Origin of the sequence: Enterobacter sp. KB-280D8 (assembly GCF_041399405.1) — a bacterium.
GTDB classification, from domain to species: domain Bacteria; phylum Pseudomonadota; class Gammaproteobacteria; order Enterobacterales; family Enterobacteriaceae; genus Enterobacter; species Enterobacter cloacae_N.
On record NZ_JBGKEC010000002.1, the window covers coordinates 585,030 to 605,228 of the forward strand.

16 protein-coding genes are annotated in these 20,199 nt (G+C 62.2%); 6 read left to right on the top strand and 10 right to left on the bottom strand.

All coding sequences use genetic code 11. The features are described 5' to 3' along the window. Positions 1 to 6 precede the first annotated feature (6 nt). Together entE and entC are read right to left on the bottom strand one after the other, a co-directional pair. Positions 7 to 1,617: a (2,3-dihydroxybenzoyl)adenylate synthase EntE gene (gene entE / locus AB8818_RS08300; RefSeq protein ID WP_192984014.1), complete on the bottom strand. Its 1,611-nt coding sequence runs from the start codon at positions 1,615 to 1,617 to the stop codon at positions 7 to 9. Between the two features lie 9 nt (positions 1,618 to 1,626). Beyond that, complete coding sequence (gene entC, locus AB8818_RS08305; protein ID WP_192984017.1) at positions 1,627 to 2,802, bottom strand: isochorismate synthase EntC; 1,176 nt, start codon at positions 2,800 to 2,802, stop codon at positions 1,627 to 1,629. Between the two features lie 187 nt (positions 2,803 to 2,989). Between entC and fepB the strand changes: the two genes are divergently transcribed. Beyond that, on the top strand, positions 2,990 to 3,949 hold the full coding sequence (gene fepB / locus AB8818_RS08310; protein ID WP_192984020.1) for a Fe2+-enterobactin ABC transporter substrate-binding protein: 960 nt from the start codon (positions 2,990 to 2,992) through the stop codon (positions 3,947 to 3,949). A 46-nt stretch (positions 3,950 to 3,995) separates the two neighbouring features. On the opposite strand, the gene entS is transcribed toward fepB, so the two are convergent. Beyond that, the gene (entS, locus tag AB8818_RS08315) at positions 3,996 to 5,243 is read right to left on the bottom strand and encodes an enterobactin transporter EntS (protein WP_192984023.1); all 1,248 of its coding nucleotides are present in this window, start codon (positions 5,241 to 5,243) and stop codon (positions 3,996 to 3,998) included. Positions 5,244 to 5,351: 108 nt separating this feature from the next. On the opposite strand from entS, the gene fepD reads away from it, so the two are divergent. Genes fepD through fepC form a run of 3 tightly spaced genes read left to right on the top strand, consistent with a single transcriptional unit; the run spans position 5,352 to position 8,136 of the window. After that, the gene (gene fepD / locus AB8818_RS08320) at positions 5,352 to 6,356 is read left to right on the top strand and encodes a Fe(3+)-siderophore ABC transporter permease (protein ID WP_163330494.1); all 1,005 of its coding nucleotides are present in this window, start codon (positions 5,352 to 5,354) and stop codon (positions 6,354 to 6,356) included. Continuing rightward, positions 6,356 to 7,345, top strand: a complete 990-nt coding sequence (fepG, locus tag AB8818_RS08325) for an iron-enterobactin ABC transporter permease (protein WP_192984055.1) — start codon at positions 6,356 to 6,358, stop codon at positions 7,343 to 7,345. The genes fepD and fepG overlap by 1 nt, the downstream gene beginning before the upstream one ends. Further along, complete coding sequence (gene fepC, locus AB8818_RS08330) at positions 7,342 to 8,136, top strand: iron-enterobactin ABC transporter ATP-binding protein (protein WP_163330495.1); 795 nt, start codon at positions 7,342 to 7,344, stop codon at positions 8,134 to 8,136. The genes fepG and fepC overlap by 4 nt, the downstream gene beginning before the upstream one ends. 87 nt (positions 8,137 to 8,223) lie before the next feature. Here fepC and entF read toward each other — a convergent pair whose 3' ends face one another. Genes entF through fes form a run of 3 tightly spaced genes read right to left on the bottom strand, consistent with a single transcriptional unit; the run spans position 8,224 to position 13,497 of the window. Next, positions 8,224 to 12,081, bottom strand: a complete 3,858-nt coding sequence (gene entF / locus AB8818_RS08335) for an enterobactin non-ribosomal peptide synthetase EntF (protein WP_192984026.1) — start codon at positions 12,079 to 12,081, stop codon at positions 8,224 to 8,226. Further along, positions 12,078 to 12,290: an MbtH family protein gene (locus AB8818_RS08340; protein WP_166710396.1), complete on the bottom strand. Its 213-nt coding sequence runs from the start codon at positions 12,288 to 12,290 to the stop codon at positions 12,078 to 12,080. Before AB8818_RS08340 ends, entF begins: the two co-directional genes overlap by 4 nt. 10 nt (positions 12,291 to 12,300) lie before the next feature. Continuing rightward, positions 12,301 to 13,497 carry an enterochelin esterase gene (gene fes, locus AB8818_RS08345; RefSeq protein ID WP_192984029.1) on the bottom strand — a complete coding sequence of 399 codons (1,197 nt, stop codon included), beginning with the start codon at positions 13,495 to 13,497 and terminating at the stop codon, positions 12,301 to 12,303. 146 nt (positions 13,498 to 13,643) lie between these two features. Here fes and AB8818_RS08350 point away from each other — a divergent pair, with 146 nt between their 5' ends. Further along, complete coding sequence (locus AB8818_RS08350; protein ID WP_163330499.1) at positions 13,644 to 15,884, top strand: TonB-dependent siderophore receptor; 2,241 nt, start codon at positions 13,644 to 13,646, stop codon at positions 15,882 to 15,884. Between the two features lie 112 nt (positions 15,885 to 15,996). Further along, a complete protein-coding gene (entD, locus tag AB8818_RS08355; protein WP_371199863.1) occupies positions 15,997 to 16,671 on the top strand; it encodes an enterobactin synthase subunit EntD in 675 nt (224 codons plus the stop codon). On the opposite strand, the gene AB8818_RS08360 is transcribed toward entD, so the two are convergent. Genes AB8818_RS08360 through AB8818_RS08375 form a run of 4 tightly spaced genes read right to left on the bottom strand, consistent with a single transcriptional unit; the run spans position 16,625 to position 20,026 of the window. Then, complete coding sequence (locus AB8818_RS08360; protein WP_116341289.1) at positions 16,625 to 17,464, bottom strand: metal ABC transporter permease; 840 nt, start codon at positions 17,462 to 17,464, stop codon at positions 16,625 to 16,627. The genes entD and AB8818_RS08360 overlap by 47 nt on opposite strands. Next, positions 17,461 to 18,309, bottom strand: coding sequence for an iron/manganese ABC transporter permease subunit SitC (gene sitC, locus AB8818_RS08365; protein ID WP_047355404.1), 849 nt, complete (start codon positions 18,307 to 18,309; stop codon positions 17,461 to 17,463). The genes AB8818_RS08360 and sitC overlap by 4 nt, the downstream gene beginning before the upstream one ends. Continuing rightward, positions 18,306 to 19,112 carry an iron/manganese ABC transporter ATP-binding protein SitB gene (gene sitB / locus AB8818_RS08370; RefSeq protein WP_116341291.1) on the bottom strand — a complete coding sequence of 269 codons (807 nt, stop codon included), beginning with the start codon at positions 19,110 to 19,112 and terminating at the stop codon, positions 18,306 to 18,308. The genes sitC and sitB overlap by 4 nt, the downstream gene beginning before the upstream one ends. Positions 19,113 to 19,114: 2 nt before the next feature. Beyond that, positions 19,115 to 20,026 (bottom strand): metal ABC transporter substrate-binding protein, encoded by a 912-nt coding sequence (locus AB8818_RS08375; protein WP_302218873.1) that lies wholly within the window; start codon positions 20,024 to 20,026, stop codon positions 19,115 to 19,117. Positions 20,027 to 20,199 lie beyond the last annotated feature (173 nt).

Here is a 20,199-nt window from a genome sequence, read left to right on the forward strand (position 1 = left end):
TGTTCCTCAGCCCTGTGCCCGTTCAGCAAGCCACAGGCGCAGCTGTTTCTTATCGACTTTGCCGACCGGCGTTAACGGAAGCGCATCCACGCTCTCCACGCGGTCCGGCAGCTTAAATTCGGCAACGCCCTGCTCGCGCAGGAAACGACGCACCTCGACCGCGCGCAGGGGCTGTTTCACCACCAGATACGCGCAGCTTTTTTCGCCCAGCAGGCTGTCCTCCATGCTCACCAGCGCGGCGTGGATCACCGCTTCGTGGCGCAGCAGCAGGTTTTCGATCTCTTCGGCGGCGATCTTCTCGCCGCCGCGGTTGATCTGATCCTTCTCACGCCCCTGTACGGTGATGTAGCCCTGCTCGTCAATGGCGATCAGATCGCCGGAGCAGTAAAAGCCGTCGGCGTCGAAGGCGCTGGCGTTGTGTTCCGGGCTGTTGAAATAGCCGCGGAAGGTATACGGTCCGCGCGTCATCAAACGCCCGACCTCACCGCGCGGCAGCGGGTTGCCGTCCTCGTCCGCCACCCACACTTCGTCGTCCGGGCACATCGGGCGGCCCTGGGTATTGATGATGCGCTCCGGCGCGTCGTCGAGCGCGGTGTAGTTCACCAGCCCTTCGGCCATGCCGAACACCTGCTGGAGCTGGCAGCCGATCTCTACCGGAATACGCGCCGCGAGCGTGGCGGAGAGGCGGGCGCCGCCCACCTGCAGCAGCTTCAGTGATTTAAGCTGCGCGTTGCCCGCCCCGTCGGCAATCGCCTGAAGCCAGAGGCTGACAGCAGGCGGTACCAGCGAGGTGACGTTAATCTGATGCTGTTCAATCAGCGGGAAGCAGAGCGTGGCGCTCGGATCGTTCGCCAGCACCACGCAACCGCCTGCCGTGAAGACGCCCAGCGATCCCGGCGAGCTCATGGCATAGTTATGCGCCGCAGGGAGCGCGTTCAGGTAACGCGTTTCGGCGGTGATACCGCAGATCTCGTTGCTGCGGCGGATGCTGTAGTCGTAATCGTTGTGCGTGCGCGGGATCAGCTTCGGCGTGCCGGTGCTGCCGCCGGAGAGCTGGAAAAATGCTACTTCGTCGGCGGGCGTCGGGTTCGGGATGAAGTTGTCCGCCGGACGCGCAGTCGCCGCTTCCAGAGCATGTGCGCCCTTATCGCCGCGCAGCAGCACGGCGCGAACCGAGCGGTGTTCATCCACGAAGGTATTAAGAAAATCATCGCCCGCGAACAGGGCATGGTCGCGATCGGCGATCAGCACGGCGGGTTTGATCTGCACGGCGTAGGCGTTCAGCTCGCTGCGCTGATGGCTAAAGAGCGCGTTCACCGGCGCGACGCCGATCTGCAGCAGCGCGAAGAAGGTGATGTAGAACTCGGCCACGTTGCCGAGCTGCACCAGCGCGGTCTCGCCGCGGTGCAGCCCCTGCGCCTGAAGGGCGGACGCCAGATTGTTCACCGCCTGATGAAACGCGCGGTAGGTGATGCGCCGATCGCCGTCGATAATCGCCACGGCATCGCTGTCCGCATGGTCCGTCAGGATGTGGGTCAGCGGCAGATCCTGCCAGTAACCTTTTTCACGGTAGCGCCGGGCGAATTCCTCAGGCCAGCGGGTAAAGGGAATGGTCATGAGTGTTCCTTAGTGCAGGCCAAACACGTTGAGCATGGTGGAGAGCTTCACGCCGGTTTCGCGCCACTCGCCCACCGGCGAGGAGGCGGGGACAATGCCCGCACCGGCAAACAGGCGAACGGTGTTTTTATGCAGACGCGCGCAGCGGATGGTTACCACCCACTCGCCGTTGCCTTCGCTGTCGCACCAGCCGACGATGCCGCCGAAAAGCTCGCGATCGAACGGCTCCAGCTCGGCAATCAGCTCTTTTGCCGCCTGATGCGGGAAACCGCTCAGTGCCGGCGTCGGATGCAGCAGGCAGGCCAGGGTCAGGGCGTTTTCGTTCTCGCGCGCGTCGCCTTCAACCGGCGTCGCCAGGTGCCACAGCGTCGGCGTGGTAATCAACTGAGGAGAATCAGGCATGCTGAGATGGTGGCTGCGCGGTGCCAGAATGGCCTTCATCGCCTGGGTGACCAGATCGTGCTCGTGACGGTCCTTTTCGGAGGCCAGCAGCTTATTGCCCGCTTCGCGATCCAGCACGTCGTCCGGCTGACGGCGCGCGGAGCCTGCCAGCGGCAGAGAGCTAAAGTGCCTGCCCTCTTTGCGCAGCAGCAGTTCCGGGCTGGCGCCGAGTAGCACGCCGCCGTCTTCCTGCGGCACGTGGAAGTTAAAGCTAGCCGGGTTCTGGGCGATCAGACGCTCCATCAGCGCCCCGCTGTCTATATGTTTGTCGGTGGCAATATCAATCAGACGCGACAGCACCACCTTGTTCACCTGCGGCGTGGCGGTCAGCGACGCGGCGCGGGCGACCATCTCTTCAAAAACGGGCTGAGCGGGGATCTCGGTGCGCTGTTCCACCTTCAGCGCCTGCGCGCCGGAGAAATAGCGCGCGGACTGCTGACGCGCAGGACGGGAAAACGTCTCCCAGCGTTGCGGAATAAACAGTGACGACGGCTTGCGGGTATCGAACGGGATGGCCCCTACCATGACGGGATGGGCGATGCCGCTGGCTTTTGCATTCCGGAAAGCCTGGGCTAATTTCTGCTGGAAGTGCCCTGCCGGATCGTCGCCGCCGACGGCAGGTTCAGAGAAGCGGGCAAAACAGCCTGAGGTAGTAAAACTGCGATAAGGCGACATAAAGAAAAAGCTGTCTGATTGCAGCGTGGTCGCGGCGTGCTGAACTTCCTCAGCCAGGGACGTGTCCATATCATCCTCCTCAAAATGATAAAAGAAGCAATAATGATTATCATTTATATTTTCGTCGGCTAACCTAATCCCACATCGCCCCGCTGTCAACCATCGGGTAAAGACTTGTGCGACAAACGCTTGCATCCCTCCCTCACAACCATGAAAATGAGAAGCATTATCTTCAACAAAAACAGGATGCCGCTCAGTGAAATTCCCTGCCGTTTGCCGCAATGCCCTCTTTTTGACAGGACTTTTTGTTTTAGGACTAACCTCAGCCACCGCCGCAGACTGGCCGCGTCAGGTGACCGACAGCCGCGGCGTACACACGCTGGAGCGCAAACCGACGCGCATTGTCTCCACCAGCGTGACCTTAACCGGCTCCCTGCTGGCAATTGACGCGCCGGTCATCGCCAGCGGCGCAACCACGCCGAACAATCGCGTGGCGGATGCGCAGGGTTTTCTGCGCCAGTGGGGTGATATTGCGAAACAGCGTAAGGTTGCGCGGCTGTACATCGGCGAGCCGAGCGCCGAAGCGGTAGCGGCGCAAATGCCGGACCTGATTTTGATCGGCGCCACCGGCGGGGATTCCGCGCTGGCGCTGTACGATCAGCTCTCCGCCATCGCCCCGACGCTTATCATTAATTACGACGACAAGAGCTGGCAGGCGCTACTGACCCAACTGGGCAGCATCACCGGAAAGGAAAAACAGGCCGCAGAGCGCATTGCCGAGTTTGATAAACAGCTCGCGCAGGTGAAAGAGCAGATGAAGCTGCCGCCGCAGCCGGTGAACGCCATCGTCTACACCGCCGCCGCGCACAGCGCCAACCTGTGGACCGCGGAATCGGCGCAGGGCAAGCTGCTGCACCAGCTGGGCTTTACGCTGGCCGCTCTGCCCGCCGGGCTGCACACGTCAAAAAGTCAGGGCAAACGCCACGACATTATTCAGTTGGGTGGGGAAAACCTGGCTACGGGGCTGAACGGCGAAGGGCTGTTTGTGTTTGCCGGCGACCAGAAAGACGTGGATGCGATTTACGCCAACCCGCTGCTGGCGCATCTACCTTCGGTGAAAAACAAACGGGTTTGGGCATTGGGAACCGAGACGTTCCGCCTGGATTATTACAGCGCGATGCTGGTGTTAGACAGATTGAATGCGTTGTTTAAGTAGGTATTTTCCCTCCCTCTCCCTGTGGGAGAGGGCCGGGGTGATGGCATCAGGCCGCACCGTCGTTCAACACACTCTCCTGCCTGAACCGGCGCAATTCTGCCAACGTCATTAATAAAATCACACCAATAATTGCCAATACAAACCCGCTGCTGCTCGCCGAAGCCACCGGGGTCATCATCGCCCCCAGCCCACCGAGGATCGCCGCGCCAATCGCATCGCCCGTGACGTTCTGCGCCGTCCACAGGCCATTAATGCGCCCGAGCATGCCTTCCGGCGTCTGGGTCTGGATCAGGGTGTACTGAAGCAATGAGCTGATGGCGCTCAGCCAGCCGAAAATCACCAGGCACAGCACGCCCAGCGCCCACACCGGCATCAGGCTAAAGAAGCCGATGGCGATAAACGAGGCCAGCGTGGCAAGCAGCATAATCAGCCCCGGACGCGCGCTCTGCGCCAGGTTGCCGCTGGTCAGCGCCCCGCACGCCGCGCCGAGCGGAATGGCGGCGTACAGCACGCCAATCTCCGAGGCGCTCATCTGCCACTCGCCCGCCAGCGCCGGGTAGAGCACGCGCACGGCGCTCGCCATCGTCAGCAGGCCGCCGAGCAGCGCAATGCCGCCAATCAGCGAGTTGCTGAACAGGAAACGAATCGCGGCCATCAGCGATTTCAGCGGATGCTCGCGCGGCTGCGGCGGAGGTGGCAGCAGCGGCAGGCGCAGCAGCGTTAGCGTGGTGATAAAGGTCCCCGCCGCCGCCAGCCCGTAGTTCCACGCCACGTTGCCAGTCGCCAGCAGCAGGCCGCCCACCATTGGTGAAATCACCGAGCCGAGGCGCACGGTGAGCATGGTGATCGCCCCCGCCTGCATCAGATTCTCGCGCCCGACCAGCGCGGGCGTTGCCGCCAGCAGCGCCGTCACGCCTAACGAGGCGAAGAAGCCGTCCCACAGCCCCAGGGCATAAATGGCAATCAGCGACGGCTCCGGCAGCATCGCGTTCAGACACAGCCCGATAAAGCCCACGCCGCAGGTGCCGCGCGCCAGCAGGATCAGCTTTTTACGCTCGTAGCGGTCCGCCAGCACGCCGCCGACCATCAGGCCGATGAACATCGCCCCGCCGGTTAAGGTGACGGATAACCCCACCAGCCAGCTGGAGTGCGTCATGGTCTGGATCTGGACCGGCACGGCCACGCCGAGCAGCCCGAGGGACAAAATGGAGATAAAGCGAGCGATAAAAACGGCGCGATACGCCGGGTGCGTTTTCAGCAGGCTGAGGTTGAGCAGCCAGGATTTTTGATTCATGACAAAGCCTTGAGTCTATTTCTACCCATTCAATGGGCGCACATGCTAACATAGCCAAATAAGATAGATAACGATAATCACTATCATTATCAAATCATGGATGTTGCTATGTCGTTTTCCTCTTCTGCGGTGCGCGCCGCTGCCGCACCCGTTTTACTGCTGCTCCTGAGCCTTGCGGTTGCACTCAGCCTGCTGGTCGGCGCGAAGCCGCTGCCCGCGTCCGTTATCGTTGATGCGCTTACCGGCACCTGCCAGAGCGCAGACTGCATTATCGTGCTCGACGCCCGACTGCCACGCACGCTTGCCGGGCTGCTGGCGGGTGGCGCGCTTGGCCTTGCCGGTGCCCTGATGCAAACCCTTACCCGCAACCCGCTGGCGGACCCCGGCATTCTCGGCGTCAACTCCGGCGCCAGCTTTGCCATCGTGCTCGGCGCGGCGCTGTTCGGGTTGACGTCGCCCTCTGAACAGCTGGTGATGGCCTTCTGCGGCGCGCTGGCCGCCTCGCTGGTCGTCGCCTTTACCGGGAGCCAGGGCGGCGGGCAGCTGAGTCCGGTACGCCTGACGCTTGCGGGCGTGGCGCTCGCGGCGGTGCTGGAAGGCTTGTCCAACGGCATCGCCCTGCTCAACCCGGACGTCTACGACCAGCTGCGCTTCTGGCAGGCTGGCTCGCTGGATATCCGCACCCTCGACACGCTGAAAGTGGTGGCGATCCCGGTCGCTATCGCTGCCGCCGTGACGCTGTTTTTGAGCCGATCGCTCAACAGCCTGAGCCTCGGCAGCGACACCGCCACCGCCCTCGGCAATCGGGTGGCGCGCACGCAGCTGATTGGTCTGCTCGCCATCACCGTACTCTGCGGCAGCGCGACCGCCGTGGTCGGCCCGATCGCCTTTATCGGTCTGATGATGCCGCACATGGCGCGCTGGCTGGTAGGGGCGGATCACCGCTGGTCGCTGCCGGTGACGCTGCTTGCAACCCCTGCCCTGCTGCTGTTTGCCGACGTGCTGGGCCGCCTGCTGGTGCCCGGCGAGCTGCGCGTCTCGGTGGTCAGCGCCTTTATCGGCGCGCCGGTGCTGATCTTCCTGGTTCGTCGTAAACGCGGAGGTGGCGCATGATGGCCCCGTCCCGCCGTTTACTGACCAGTGTCTCGCTGCTGCTTCTCGCCATTCTGCTGCTGGCGGTCTGGAGCCTGCGCAGCGGCGCGGTGTCGCTCGACTTTACTCAGGTGGTTAACGCCCTGCTCGGCAGCGCGCCGCGCAATATCACCATGGTGGTGACGGAGTGGCGACTGCCGCGCGTGGCGATGGCGATTCTGGTCGGCGCGGCGCTCGGCGTGAGCGGTGCGATATTCCAGTCGCTGATGCGCAACCCGCTCGGCAGCCCGGACGTGATGGGCCTCAATACCGGGGCCTGGAGCGGCGTGCTGGTGGCGATGGTGCTGTTTGGTCAGCACCTGACGGCGATTACCTTTACGGCGATGGCGGGCGGCATTCTGACGTCCTTACTGATCTGGGCGCTGGCCTGGCGCAACGGCATCGACACCTTCCGCCTGATCGTCATCGGGATCGGCATCCGCGCCATGCTGATGGCCTTTAACACCTGGCTTTTACTGCAGGCCTCGCTGGAAACCGCGCTCTCCGCCGGGCTGTGGTACGCCGGCTCCCTCAACGGCCTGACGTGGGGCAAAACCTGGCCCGCCGCGCCGCTGATTGTGCTGATGTTTATCGGCGCGCTGCTACTGGTGCGACGTATGCGTCTGCTGGAGATGGGCGACGACAGTGCCTGCGCACTGGGCGTGGGCGTCGAGCGCTCGCGCCTGATGCTGATGCTGGTCGCCGTACTGCTGACCGCCGCCTCCACCGCGATCGCCGGGCCGATCTCGTTTATCGCCCTCGTGGCACCGCACATCGCCCGCCGTCTTAGCGGAACGGCGAAGTGGGGATTAACCCAGGCAGCGCTGTGCGGCGCGCTGCTGCTATTGGCCGCCGATCTCTGCGCCCAGCGGCTGTTTATGCCTTATCAACTGCCGGTGGGCGTAGTGACCGTCAGCCTCGGCGGGATTTACCTCATCGTCTTGCTCGTTCAGGAGTCACGCAGGAAATGACAGATTCAACCACCCGCTTGCGCGGCGAAAACCTCACCCTCGGCTACGGCAAAAAAATCATTGCCCGTGACTTATCCGTTGCCATTCCGGACGGCCACTTTACCGCGATTATCGGGCCGAACGGCTGCGGTAAATCGACCCTGCTGCGCACGCTGAGCCGCCTGATGACGCCGGCTGAGGGCAGCGTGTTCCTCGACGGGGAGCAGATCCAGCGCTTCGCCAGCAAAGAGGTGGCCAGGCGCATCGGGCTGCTGGCGCAAAACGCCACCACGCCGGGAGACATCACGGTGCAGGAGCTGGTCTCGCGCGGGCGCTATCCGCACCAGCCGCTGTTTACCCGCTGGCGCAAAGAGGACGACGAGGCGGTGAACCGCGCGATGCAGGCGACGGGAATTACCGATCTCGCCCGGCAAAGCGTGGACACACTCTCCGGCGGGCAGCGTCAGCGCGCGTGGATCGCGATGGTGCTGGCGCAGGAGACCTCCATCATGTTGCTGGACGAGCCGACGACCTGGCTCGACATCAGCCATCAGATTGACCTGCTGGAGCTACTGAGCGAACTGAACCGCACTCAGGGGTATACCCTGGCGGCGGTGCTGCACGACTTAAACCAGGCGTGCCGCTACGCTACGCATCTGATTGCCCTGCGAGACGGTGAGATTGTGGCTCAGGGCGCGCCGAAAGAGATTGTGACGCCGGATCTGATCGAGAGGATCTACGGCATGCGCTGCATGATTATTGACGATCCGGTAGCGGGCACGCCTCTGGTGGTGCCGTTAGGTCGGCGGTAATTGCCGGGTGGCGGCTACGCCTTACCCGGCCTACACTCGGCTCCCGTAGGCCGGGTAAGGCGCAGCCGCCACCCGGCGCTTTTGACGTTACCCCAATATATCCTTCAACACTGGCCCAATTTTCTCAAACGCCTGCGGTGAAATAATATCCACGTGGGCGCAGTCCTGGCTGTACACCTCAAGCTCCGCCACCCACGGCGCCCACGCGACCTGCGGATCCATCGTTCGCGTACGTTCGGCGACAAACAGCGTCGCTTTGCCGTCAAACCGCGCGCTGTGCGCCGTGGTGAGCAGCCGTACCGCGTCGGCGTAGTTGCCTTCGATAGCGTTAAACAGCTCGCTGGAGCCCTGCCCCTGCTGCGCGGCGATAAACGCCTGACGCTCGCGCTCAATTTCCGCCAACACCTCCGGGTCGAGGCCGTTGGCCTCTTTCTCCGCCCAGTTCTGGGTTTCCGGCGGCCAGGTGTCCAGCAGGCCGAGGAAGGCCACCTCTTCACCCAGCTCGCGCAGACGCGCAGCAATGCCCTGCGCCAGCGTGCCGCCGAGAGAATAGCCGAACAGATAATATGGCCCCTGCGGCTGCTGCTTACGCAACGTATTCAGGTGATGCTCAATCACCCCATCCAGATCCGCACACTGCTGCATCGGCCCCTCTGGTCGAGGAGACTGAATGCCGGTAATTGACCAGCGCGGACTGAGGTAGCGCGCCAGCACGCTAAACTGCCAGGCAAAACCGGACGCAGGATGGAAGCAGAACAGCGTCGGGCCGTTGCCTTCGCGCAGCGGCAGCAGGGTTTCACAGCCCAGACGCTGCGCCTGCTCGTCGCTCATCTGTGAATCCAGCAGCGCGCTGAGCTTGCTCACCGTCGAGGCGACCATAATCTGCCCCGGCGTCACCTTGCGCTCGAACACGCGGCTAAGCTGCGCCGCCAGGCGCATCGCCAGCAGCGAGTGTCCGCCGAGGGCAAAGAAATCGGCTTCGATATCGTTGACCTCACAGCCCAGCAGGGCGGAGAAAGCCTGCGCGACGGCGGTTTCGGTTTCCGTCTCCGGCGCGCGGCCGGAGGTTTTGCTGGTCAGCTCCGGCAGCGGCAGCGCCTTGCGGTCGAGCTTGCCGTTGGCGCTGAGCGGCAGCGTACTGATTTGCAGCAGCACCACCGGCACCATATGCGGCGGCAACTGGGCTTTGAGCGATTCCAGCAGCGCGTCGCGGTCCAGCGGTAAACCGGATTCGGAGACCACATACCCCACCAGCTGGCGGGCATCGCCTCCCGTCGCCGCCGCCTGGTTGAACACGCAGGCTTGGGCGACGGCCTGGGCCACGTCCGGCAGCGCGAGCATCGCCCGGTCGATTTCGCCCAGCTCGATGCGCTGGCCGCGGATTTTTAACTGATCGTCGCTGCGGCCCAGATACTCCACCGCGCCGTTGTCCAGCCAGCGGGCGACGTCACCGGTACGATACATCCGCTCGCCCGGCGCAAACGGGTCGGCAATAAAGCGGCTGGCGGTGAGGTCCGGACGGCCCAGATACCCCTGTGCCAGCTGAATGCCGGTGAGATACAGATCCCCCGCCACGCCAAACGGCACCGGGCGCATCATCGCGTCCAGAATGCGCAGCCCCGTGTTCCACACCGGGAAGCCGATCGGCACGCTGTTGCCCTCCACCGCCGCCAGCTCGGGACCATAAGCCGGATACCAGCTGACGTCCACCGCCGCTTCCGTTGGGCCATAGAGGTTGTGCAGCGGCGCATGGGTTAACTGCTCCCACTCGCGGCACAGCTCGGTCGGCAGCGCTTCGCCGCTGCAGAACACCTGCTTAAGGGTTTTGCAGCACGCCACGTTTTCCGGCGTCAGCGAGGCGACAAAGGCCGCCAGCATCGACGGCACGAAGTGGGTGGTGGTCACGCCGTACTGCGCGAAGAAGCTCTGCATCGCCTGCGGATCGCGGTGCGCGTCCGGCTCTGCCATCACCAGCTTCGCCCCGGCGATAAACGGCCACCAGAACTCCCACACCGATACGTCAAAGCTGCACGGCGTTTTCTGCGCCACCACGTCCGTCGCGTCCAGCGGGTAATGATCCTGCATCCACTTCAGGCGGTTAACGATGGCGGTATGGCCGACCATGACCCCTTTCGGGCGCCCCGTCGAACCGGAGGTAAAGATGATGTACGCCGTCTGCTCCGGCCTGGCCAGGCGCAGCGGTTCCACCTCCGCAGCCGGTAACAGTGTGTTGTAACTAAATGCCGTAATCGGCAGATCGCTAAAGCGCGAACGCTGTTCGTCGGTAGTAATGAGCAACGAAGGTTTGGCATCTTCCAGCATCATCCGCAGGCGGTCGTCCGGGTAGCCGGTGTCGAGCGGCAGCCACGCGGCGCCGGCCTCAACGATGCCGTGCAGCGCCAGCGTCAGGAATACCGAGCGCGGGAGTGCCACCGCCACGCTGTCGCCCGGTTTCACGCCGCGCTCGCGCAGCAGGTTTGCCAGCGCGACCACCTGCTCGCGCATCTCACGATAGCTAAGCTCAATATGCGCGTCCGCCAGCGCGGGGGCGTCCGGCGTTTTGCTCGCCTGCTCCGCCACCAGATCCGCCAGCGTGGTGGACGGCAGCGCCAGCCCGGTATCGTTGATGCGAGCCAGCTGCTGATATTCCTGCTCTGAAACGGTTTCCACTTCGCCACAGCGCAGGTCCGGGTTGGCCGCAAACTGCAGCAGCATCGCGTTCAGACGCGCGACGTGGCGGGTGAGCGTCACTTCATCGTAACGCTGTTTATTGGCGAGGATCTCAATACTCAGGCCACCCTGCTCGTCCGGGAACAGCGCCAGCTCCAGATCGTTCACCGGGCCGGTTGCCAAGGTGTGGGTGATGGCCTCCACGCCGTCGATATCCAGCTGATAATCGAACACCTTGACGTTCAGCACCGGGCCAAATAACGCTTCGTCGCCTGCGGCGCGCCCGCCGTCGCGCACGATCTGCTCGGCGTCGTAGCGCTGGTGACGGCGCATTTTTTTCAGCTGGTTCGCCAGGCGCAGCGCCAGCGCGGGCAGACTCTCCTGCGGGTTGATATTCACCGCCAGCGGCAGGACGTTGAGCACCGGTCCGGTCGCGGTCAGCGCGGCGGAGCCCATGCGGCGCATAAAGATAAACCCGGCGGCGTAATCCAGGCGCCCGGTCAGGCGGCCCAGCCACAGCGCCACCAGCGCAAGCGCCAGATCGGTGCGCTGCGTCTGCCCTGCCGCCTGCGTAAGCTGGCTAAAGGCGCGAGCGTCCGTTGCAATTTTCAGGCGCAGGATATCGGTGGTGGCGGCGCGTCCCGGCAGCGGCGCGGAAGAGAGCGAGACCGGAGAAGGAAGCTGCCTGCGCTGCGCTGCCCAGAAGGCGCCGTCGCGCTGATACGCCTCGCTTTGACGGTAGCGCTGGTACTCCTCCACCACTTCGGCAAACGGCGTAAACGGGGATGCGGGCGTCGGGTCACCCTTCTTCCACGCGGCGTAAATCGCGGCGATCTGGCGGGTAATGGCCGGGAAGCTGAAGCCATCCACCACCAGATGGTGATAGCGCTGATACCAGTACCAGTGGCTTTCACCCACCTGAATCAGCTGGTGAAACGCCAGCGGCTGGCCGCTCTCGACGCGCAGGTTTTGATTGAGATCGGCCTCCATCAGCGCCACGGCGGCGTCGTGAGAATCAACGCGAACGACAGGTGGCTCCGGCAAAATGACGGTGTCATCCACCCACTGCCATACCTCGCCGTTATCTTCGGCAAAGCGCATGCGCAGGGTATCGGCCTGCATCATGCCTTCAGCGATGGCTTTAGCCAGCAACGGCGCGTCGATATCGCCTTTCAGCTCGGTGTAGTGCGCCACGCTCCAGGCGTTTGGCAGGGAGGAAAGCTGTTCCGCCATCCAGATACCCGGCTGGGCGGCGACGAGAGGTAGACGGTTCATGCGCTCCCCTCCGCAAAATGGGACGGTTCAAGCGTGCGCCAGCGTTCGGCCAGCCACTGCTGGCACGCCTCCTGAGACTGTGCCTCGCACACCACGCGCCAGCCTGCGGGCAGTTCGCACTGCTGCGGCCACAGGCTGTACTGGCCCTGGTCGTTTTGCAAAATGGCGAACTGTCCCTGCGGATTATCGAAAGGATTGCTGAATTCCATACAGACTCCGTTATTGAATAAGCGGCTGCCAGAGGGTCATCAGCCCCTGCGTCAGCCCACCGCGCCAGCAAAGCGCGTCATGTCCGCCGTCAACCTGACGCCAGTAAACATGCTGCGCGCGGAGTTCGGCGTAAATCGCCTGGTTCGCGCGGAAGATAAGCGGCTCGTTGCGCCCGGCCTCAAGGACGATGCGCAGCCCGCGTGCGTTTTTTTCACCCGCTTTAAGCTGTTCGATGAGCAGCCCGTCCTGCTGCCCGCCGCGGTGCGGCCACCAGTAGGATCCGGACTGGCTGAGGATGCAGCCAAAGCGCTGCGGCCAGTTAAGGCCAGCGTACAGCGAAGAGAGGCCGCCAAAGCTCTGGCCCGCGACCACGGTACGGTCAGCGTGGTCGCTGAAGGGCGCGAGCTGTTTTACATGAGGGAGAAGTTCTTCCTGCACCGCCAGCCAGAAATCGGGATTACAGGGCAGTTCGCGGCTGCGATGTTCCATGTCGATCGCATCAATTAATACGTAGACCGCAGGCGGCAGTTTGCGCTCGGTGGTAAGCGACGCCAGCGCGGGCCAGACGGGCATGCTTTCGGCCCAGAACTGCCCGTCGAGCAGGACCGCCAGCGGACGTTCCGGGCCGTCATCCCCGGTGGTGAAAATCCAGACGCGACGGCGGTTTTTCAGGCGCGCGCTTTCCCATTCAATGCAGATCGGCGCCTTGAAGGGCGTTTTGGGCTGATTCCAGCCGGGCTGAACGGGCGCATCCGGCATCTCCAGCGCCGAGACGGCATGACCGCGCCCGCCGCACCAGCTCTGCGGATTCAGCGGGTCGGAAACCGCGTGCGGCAGCAGCCTGCGCCAGCCTTCGCGCAGCGCCATGCGGTCCGGCTGCTGGCCTTCAAACACGGTATCGGCAAAATCGTTTTCATTTACGGAGGGGATAAAACAGTAGCTGCCGCGCCATTCCGGGCTGAACTCGCCCTGCCACTGCCAGACGTCGGTATCCGGAATGCGTTCAAGAGATTGCGGGCGGGCATTCTGATGATGGTCGGTCACGCCGGTAACGTAGAGCCAAACGCGTTTGATTGCCGACGTTTTCTGCGTGCCTTTCGGGTCACGCCACCAGAAGGTGACGCGATATTTCCCTTGTTCAGGCTTCCATTCCGGCCCGTTTTTGGACTGCCACCACGCTTCACTTCCGGTTGTTAACGCCGTCACCCTTATAACCCCATGTTTAACAGACTTTTTTGTTTCAGGACAAATTTTATTGATAATATTATTGATAACTATTTGCATTTGCAATAGCGTAATGCCCGCGCTGTGGGAAGCGCGTTCATTAAATAACCATAAAAGCGGGACGTACAATGAATAAGAAGATTCACTCTCTGGCCTTGCTGGTCAATTTAGGGATTTATGGTGTCGCGCTGCCCGCCATGGCAGACGACAACACCGCCTCCGCGCAGCACGAAGACACCATGGTGATCACCGCCGCCGAGCAGAATCTGCAGGCGCCCGGGGTTTCTACCATCACCGCTGACGAGATCCGCAAAAACCCGCCCGCACGCGACGTGGCGGAAATCATCCGCACCATGCCGGGCGTTAACCTCACCGGAAACTCCACCAGCGGCCAGCGCGGGAACAACCGCCAGATTGACATTCGCGGCATGGGCCCGGAAAACACCCTTATCCTGATCGACGGCAAGCCGGTCACCAGCCGTAACTCCATCCGTCTGGGCTGGCGCGGCGAGCGCGATACGCGCGGCGATACCGGCTGGGTGCCGCCGGAGATGATCGAGCGCATTGAGGTCATTCGAGGCCCGGCCGCCGCACGCTACGGTAACGGCGCGGCAGGCGGCGTGGTGAACATCATCACCAAAAAATTCGACGACCAGTGGCACGGCTCCTGGAACACCTACCTGAACGCGCCTGAACACAAGGACGAAGGTTCCACCAAACGCACCAACTTCAGCCTCAGCGGCCCGCTGGGCGGCGACTTCAGCTTCCGCATGTTCGGTAACCTGGATAAGACCCAGGCCGACGCGTGGGACATCAACCAGGGCCACCAGTCTGAGCGTACCGGCGCTTACGCCAACACCCTCCCTGCGGGCCGTGAAGGCGTGGAGAACAAAGACATCAACGGCGTGGTGCGCTGGGACTTCGCGCCGATGCAGTCTTTGGAGTTTGAGGCGGGCTACAGCCGCCAGAACAACCTCTACGCGGGCGATACGCAGAACACCAACAACGACAGCGCGCTGGTGAAGAAGAACTACGGCAAAGAGACTAACCGTATTTATCGCCAGAACTTCGCGGTGACCTGGAACGGCGGCTGGGACAACGGCATTACCACCAGCAACTGGGCGCAGTACGAACACACCCGCAACTCCCGCCTGGGCGAAGGGCTGGCGGGCGGTACGGAAGGCCTGTTCAACAGCGATAAATTCACCGACACCGACCTGGCCGACGTGATGCTGCACAGCGAAATCAACCTGCCGATTGATTTCCTCGTCAACCAGAACCTGACTCTCGGCACCGAGTGGAACCAGCAGCGCATGAAGGACTCCACCTCCTTCACGCAAACCCTGCAGGGCGGCACCATTCCGGGCATGAGCAACGACCGCAGCCCGTACACCTCGGCTGAGATTTTCTCCCTGTTCGCCGAAAACAACATGGAGCTGACCGACAGCACCATGCTGACCCCTGCCCTGCGCTTCGATCACCACACTATCGTCGGCAACAACTGGAGCCCGTCGCTTAACCTGTCGCAGGGGCTGGGGGATGACTTCACGCTGAAGATGGGGATCGCGCGCGCCTACAAAGCGCCGAGCCTGTACCAGACCAACCCGAACTACCTGCTGTACAGCAAAGGCCAGGGCTGCTACGCAAGCTCTGACGGCGTGGGCTGCTACATGATGGGCAACGACGACCTGAAAGCCGAAACCAGCATCAACAAAGAGATTGGCCTGGAGTGGAAACGCAACGGCTGGCTGGCGGGTGTGACCTGGTTCCGCAACGACTACCGCGACAAGATTGAAGCGGGCTACGCGCCAATCGGTCACACCTCGTCCGGTAAAGTGCAGACGGACATCTACCAGTGGGAAAACGTGCCGAAGGCGGTGGTGGAAGGTCTGGAAGGCTCCCTGAACGTGCCGGTCAGCGACACGATTAACTGGACCAACAACATCACCTGGATGCTGCAGAGCAAGAACAAGGAGACCGGCGACCGTCTGTCGATCATTCCGGAATACACCCTGAACTCAACCCTGAGCTGGCAGGTGCATCAGGACGTCTCGCTCCAGTCGACCTTTACCTGGTACGGCAAGCAGCAGCCGAAGAAGTACAACTACAAAGGCCAGCCGGTGACCGGGTCTGAGAAAGACGAAATCAGCCCGTACAGCATCGTTGGCCTGAGCGCGACCTGGGACATGACCAAAAACGTCAGCCTGACCGGCGGCGTGGACAACGTCTTCGACAAGCGTCAGTGGCGCGCGGGTAATGCCCAGACGACCGGAAATGCCACCACCGGTGCGTATATGTACGGTGCGGGTGCGTATACGTATAATGAACCGGGTCGCACCTGGTACATGAGCGTGAATACGCGATTCTAGGTAAAAGTAAAACGGCAACCCCGTTGCCGTTTTTAATGTTTGCTCCCTCTCCCTGTGGGAGAGGGCCGGGGTGAGGGCATCAGGCCGCACTACTTGCTGATAGAGGAAAACCATGCACACCACCCACAGCACATTTTCTCTCGCCGGCCACACCCTCCACCGCGTCACCTTCGATCCCGCCACCTTCACCGACGCCGATCTCCTCTGGCTCCCCCATCACGCACAGCTCGCTGACGCAGGACGCAAGCACAAGGCCGACCACCTCGCCGGACGCATCGCTGCTGCGCACGCATTGAACGATCGCACCATTCCCGCGATCGGCCCCAGCGGGGAACCGCTCTGGCCGGAGGGCGTTTCCGGCAGCATCACCCACAGCGGCACGCAGGCCATGGCTGTGGTGGTTCGCGACAGACTCGCGCTTATCGGCATCGACTGCGAAACCATCCTGCCCGAAAATGAAGCCAGAGAAATTAAGGACGGCATTATTGATGCCCGGGAAGAGCGCGTGCTTTCCCACTCGGGATACCCGTTTGCCCTCGCCCTGACGCTGGCGTTCAGCGCCAAAGAGAGCCTGTTCAAGGCCCTCTTCCCGCGGGTTCAGGCCTGGATGGGTTTTGACAGCGCCCGCGTCACCATGCTCGACGATAAGACGCTTACGCTGGCCTTGACCCGTCAACTGGCAGGCTTTAACGAAGGCGCCACCTTCACCCTGCACTGGCAGCAGCACGGTGAGCAGGCGATCACCCTGCTGTCACGCTCTCCTGCCGACGGGCCTTCACGCTGGTAACCCCAAACGTCACGATAAACACCGCCGCGAACAGCACCACAATGGTCGGTGCAGGCGCGCTGTCGAGATAAAACGAGGCATATACGCCGCTAACCGACACAATGGCTGAAACGGCGACCGCCACCAGCAGCGCCATGTGGAAGCGCCGGGTGATGAGCACCGCTACCGCGCCGGGCGCGATCAGCAGTGAAATCGACAGAATAATCCCCACCGCCTTCAGCGTCGCCACGATGGTCAGCGACACCATGCACAGTAAACCATAGTGGAGCCAGCGGGTGCGCAGGCCGCTGGCCTGAGCCTGCTGATAGTCAAAGCAGAACAGCAGAAAATCCCGCCACTTCAGGCCAATCACCAGCGCGATCAGCCCCGCCACGATCCCGCTTTGCAGAATGTCCATCCCGTTAATGCCCAGCATATCGCCGAACAAAATGTGGTCGAGATGCACCTCGGGCTTGACGGCGATATAGAGGATCAGGCCAGCGCCGAACATGCCGGAAAAGACGATCCCCATGACCGTATCCTGCTTGATGCGGCTGTTGTCCTTCAGGTAGCCGGTGGCAACCGCGCAGAACAGACCGGCCACGAACGCACCCAGCGCCAGCGGCAGGCCCATTATCCAGGCCAGCACGACGCCGGGAAACACCGCGTGGCTCATGGCGTCGCCCATCAGCGCCCAGCCTTTCAGCACCAGGAAAACGGACAGCAGCGCACAGGGCACGGCCACCAGGAGTGAAATCAGCAGCGCGTTAGTCATAAACGCAAACTGGAAAGGTTCAAGGAGGATTGCCATCATGGGTGTGCCTCCCGCGCGCGACGGCGGCTGGCAAGCAGACCGTGCTTCGGCGCAAAGACGAACGCCAGCAGGAACAGCAGCGTCTGGGCGACGACAATAATGCCGCCGGTGGCGCCGTCCAGATAATAGCTCGCCCACGCGCCGAGGAAGCTGGTGATGCTGCCAATGGCGACGGCAATCATCAGCAGGCGCGGGAAGCGGTCGGTGAGCAGCCACGCGGTCGCGCCGGGGGTGACCACCAGACAGATCACCAGAAACGCCCCGACGGTTTGCAGCGCCGCCACGGTGGAGACCGCCAGCAGGGTAAAGAAGAGGATCTTCAGGCGTTCAGGACGCAGACCGATGGCGCGGGCGTGGTTCTCATCAAAAAAGGTCACCATCAGATCTTTCCATTTGAACAGCAGGATAACCATCGATACCACGCCGATAATCGCCAGCTGGACGATATCTTCCGGGGCGATGGCGAGAATATTGCCGAGCACGATGGTCTGAATATTCACCGAGGTCGGGTTGAGTGAGACCATAAACAGCCCGAGCCCGAAAAAGGAGGAGAAGATCAGCCCGATGATGGCGTCCTCTTTCAGGCGGCTACGCTGGTTGAGAAACAGCATGCTCCCCGCCGCCAGCCCGCCCGACAGGAACGCCCCCAGCGAGAACGGCAGCCCGAGCATGTACGCTCCCGCCACGCCCGGCACGATGGAGTGCGAGAGCGCATCGCCGATCAGCGACCAGCCTTTGAGCATCAGATAGCAGGAGAGAAACGCGCACAGCCCGCCCACCATCGCCGAGACCCACATCGCGTTGAGCATGTACTCGTAGCCGAAGGGTTCGAGAAGCGCGTTCATTTGGCCTCCTGTCGGTGGGTCACAAACGGCCGTTCGTCGTCGGTAATAATGCGATCTTCCGAGCCGCTGAGCACCACGTGGCGCAGCACGCCGCTGAAGGCGCGCTCAAGGTTCTCGGCGGTGAAGGTGGTGTCCGTCGGGCCACTCGCCAGCACGGTGCCCTTGACCATCACCGTGTAATCGCAAAACTCTGTGACCGAACCTAAATTGTGGGTCGAGACAAGCATGGTTTTGCCCTCGTCGCGCAGCTCCCGCAGCAGGGTGATGATCCTGGCTTCGGTTTTGACGTCCACGCCGGTAAACGGCTCGTCGAGCAGGATCACCTCGCCCTGCTGGGCAATCGCCCGCGCCAGAAACACGCGCTTCTTCTGCCCGCCGGAGAGCTCGCCAATCTGCCGATGGCGCAGCTCGAGCATATCCACGCGCTTCAGGGCGTCGGTCACTATTTGCCTGTCGCGCGCTTTAGGTCGGCGCAGGAAACCCATATGGCCGTAGCGGCCCATCATCACCACGTCTTCAACCAGCACCGGAAACGACCAGTCAACCTCTTCCGACTGCGGCACGTAGGCGACCAGATTCTGACGCAGCGCCCGGTGAGGCGGCAGCCCCAGAATGGTGATAGTGCCGCTCGCCGCCCGCACAAAGCCCATCACCGCCTTAAACAGCGTGGACTTGCCTGAACCGTTCACCCCCACCAGCGCGGCAATCGATCCGCCCGGCACGCTGAACGACGCATCGCGCAGCGCCGTGTGGCCGTTGCGGTAGGTCACGGTCACGTCTGTGACAACAATCCCCTTGTGCATGGTTACTCCTTCATGCCGTCACGGATGCCCTGCACCAGCGTGCGGGTGGTGACGTTCAGCAGATCGATATAGGTCGGCACCGGGCCGTTTTCCGCGCTCAGGGAGTCAACGTATAGCACGCCGCCGTAATGGGCGCCGGTTTCACGCGCCACCTGACGGGCGGGCTTATCCGAGACCGTGCTTTCGCTGAACACCGCCGGGATATGATGTTTTTTCACCTGGTCGATCACCTTACGCACCTGCTGGGGCGTGCCCTGCTGATCGGCGTTGATCGGCCACAGGTAAAGCTCTTTCATCCCAAGATCCCGCGCCAGATAGGAGAAGGCACCTTCGCTGGTTACCATCCAGCGCTTGTCTTCCGGGATCTCCGCGACCTGCTTACGCAGCGGTTCGAGGGTGGCAGTGATCTTCTGCTTGTAGGCTTCCGCGTTGCGCTGGTACGTCTGCGCGTTGGCCGGATCGTACTTCACCAGCGCGTCGCGGATGTTATCAACGTAAATCAGGGCGTTGTCCGGCGACATCCACGCGTGCGGGTTGGGCTTGCCGTTATACGGCCCTTCGCCAATCCCCATCGGTGTAATACCTTTGGTGACAATAACCTCCGGCACGCCGTTCAGGTGCTGATAAAAACGCTGGAACCACAGTTCCAGATTCATGCCGTTCGCCAGGATCAACTGCGCCTTCTGCGCGCGTTTGATATCCCCCGGCGTAGGCTGGTACTCGTGGATTTCCGCGCCCGGCTTGGTAATGGAGGTCACGTCTGCGGCGTCACCCGCCACGTTTTTCGCCATATCGGCGATAACGGTAAAGGTGGTGATGACCTGAAACTTTTCAGCCGCCAGCGCGCCGGTAGTGGTCGCAGTCATGAGCAGCGCGCCGAGCAACAGACGCTTCAATCCTTGCAGTGGGTGCATTGCAGAAGTCTCCAGAGGTGTTTAAATTCAAAGCAAAATTAGCCCGTGCTATAAGGTATAGCACAGGCTATATTTTAATGAAAATAGTTATCATTAAAGTTATGTCAATGAAGGGCGTGCCTGATGGCGCTTCGCTTATCAAGCCTACGGAAAACTGGTTTGGTAGGCCGGGT

Excerpts from the sequence above, each read along its gene's own strand:
- entE (WP_192984014.1), bottom strand. The coding sequence starts at position 1,617 with ATGACCATTCCCTTTACCCGCTGGCCTGAGGAATTCGCCCGGCGCTAC.
- fepD (WP_163330494.1), top strand. The coding sequence starts at position 5,352 with ATGTCGTTTTCCTCTTCTGCGGTGCGCGCCGCTGCCGCACCCGTTTTA.
- sitB (WP_116341291.1), bottom strand. The coding sequence starts at position 19,112 with ATGCACAAGGGGATTGTTGTCACAGACGTGACCGTGACCTACCGCAAC.
- fepG (WP_192984055.1), top strand. The coding sequence starts at position 6,356 with ATGGCCCCGTCCCGCCGTTTACTGACCAGTGTCTCGCTGCTGCTTCTC.
- sitC (WP_047355404.1), bottom strand. The coding sequence starts at position 18,309 with ATGAACGCGCTTCTCGAACCCTTCGGCTACGAGTACATGCTCAACGCG.
- AB8818_RS08375 (WP_302218873.1), bottom strand. The coding sequence starts at position 20,026 with ATGCACCCACTGCAAGGATTGAAGCGTCTGTTGCTCGGCGCGCTGCTC.
- AB8818_RS08360 (WP_116341289.1), bottom strand. The coding sequence starts at position 17,464 with ATGATGGCAATCCTCCTTGAACCTTTCCAGTTTGCGTTTATGACTAAC.
- entC (WP_192984017.1), bottom strand. The coding sequence starts at position 2,802 with ATGGACACGTCCCTGGCTGAGGAAGTTCAGCACGCCGCGACCACGCTG.
- entS (WP_192984023.1), bottom strand. The coding sequence starts at position 5,243 with ATGAATCAAAAATCCTGGCTGCTCAACCTCAGCCTGCTGAAAACGCAC.
- entF (WP_192984026.1), bottom strand. The coding sequence starts at position 12,081 with ATGAACCGTCTACCTCTCGTCGCCGCCCAGCCGGGTATCTGGATGGCG.
- fepC (WP_163330495.1), top strand. The coding sequence starts at position 7,342 with ATGACAGATTCAACCACCCGCTTGCGCGGCGAAAACCTCACCCTCGGC.
- entD (WP_371199863.1), top strand. The coding sequence starts at position 15,997 with ATGCACACCACCCACAGCACATTTTCTCTCGCCGGCCACACCCTCCAC.
- AB8818_RS08350 (WP_163330499.1), top strand. The coding sequence starts at position 13,644 with ATGAATAAGAAGATTCACTCTCTGGCCTTGCTGGTCAATTTAGGGATT.
- AB8818_RS08340 (WP_166710396.1), bottom strand. The coding sequence starts at position 12,290 with ATGGAATTCAGCAATCCTTTCGATAATCCGCAGGGACAGTTCGCCATT.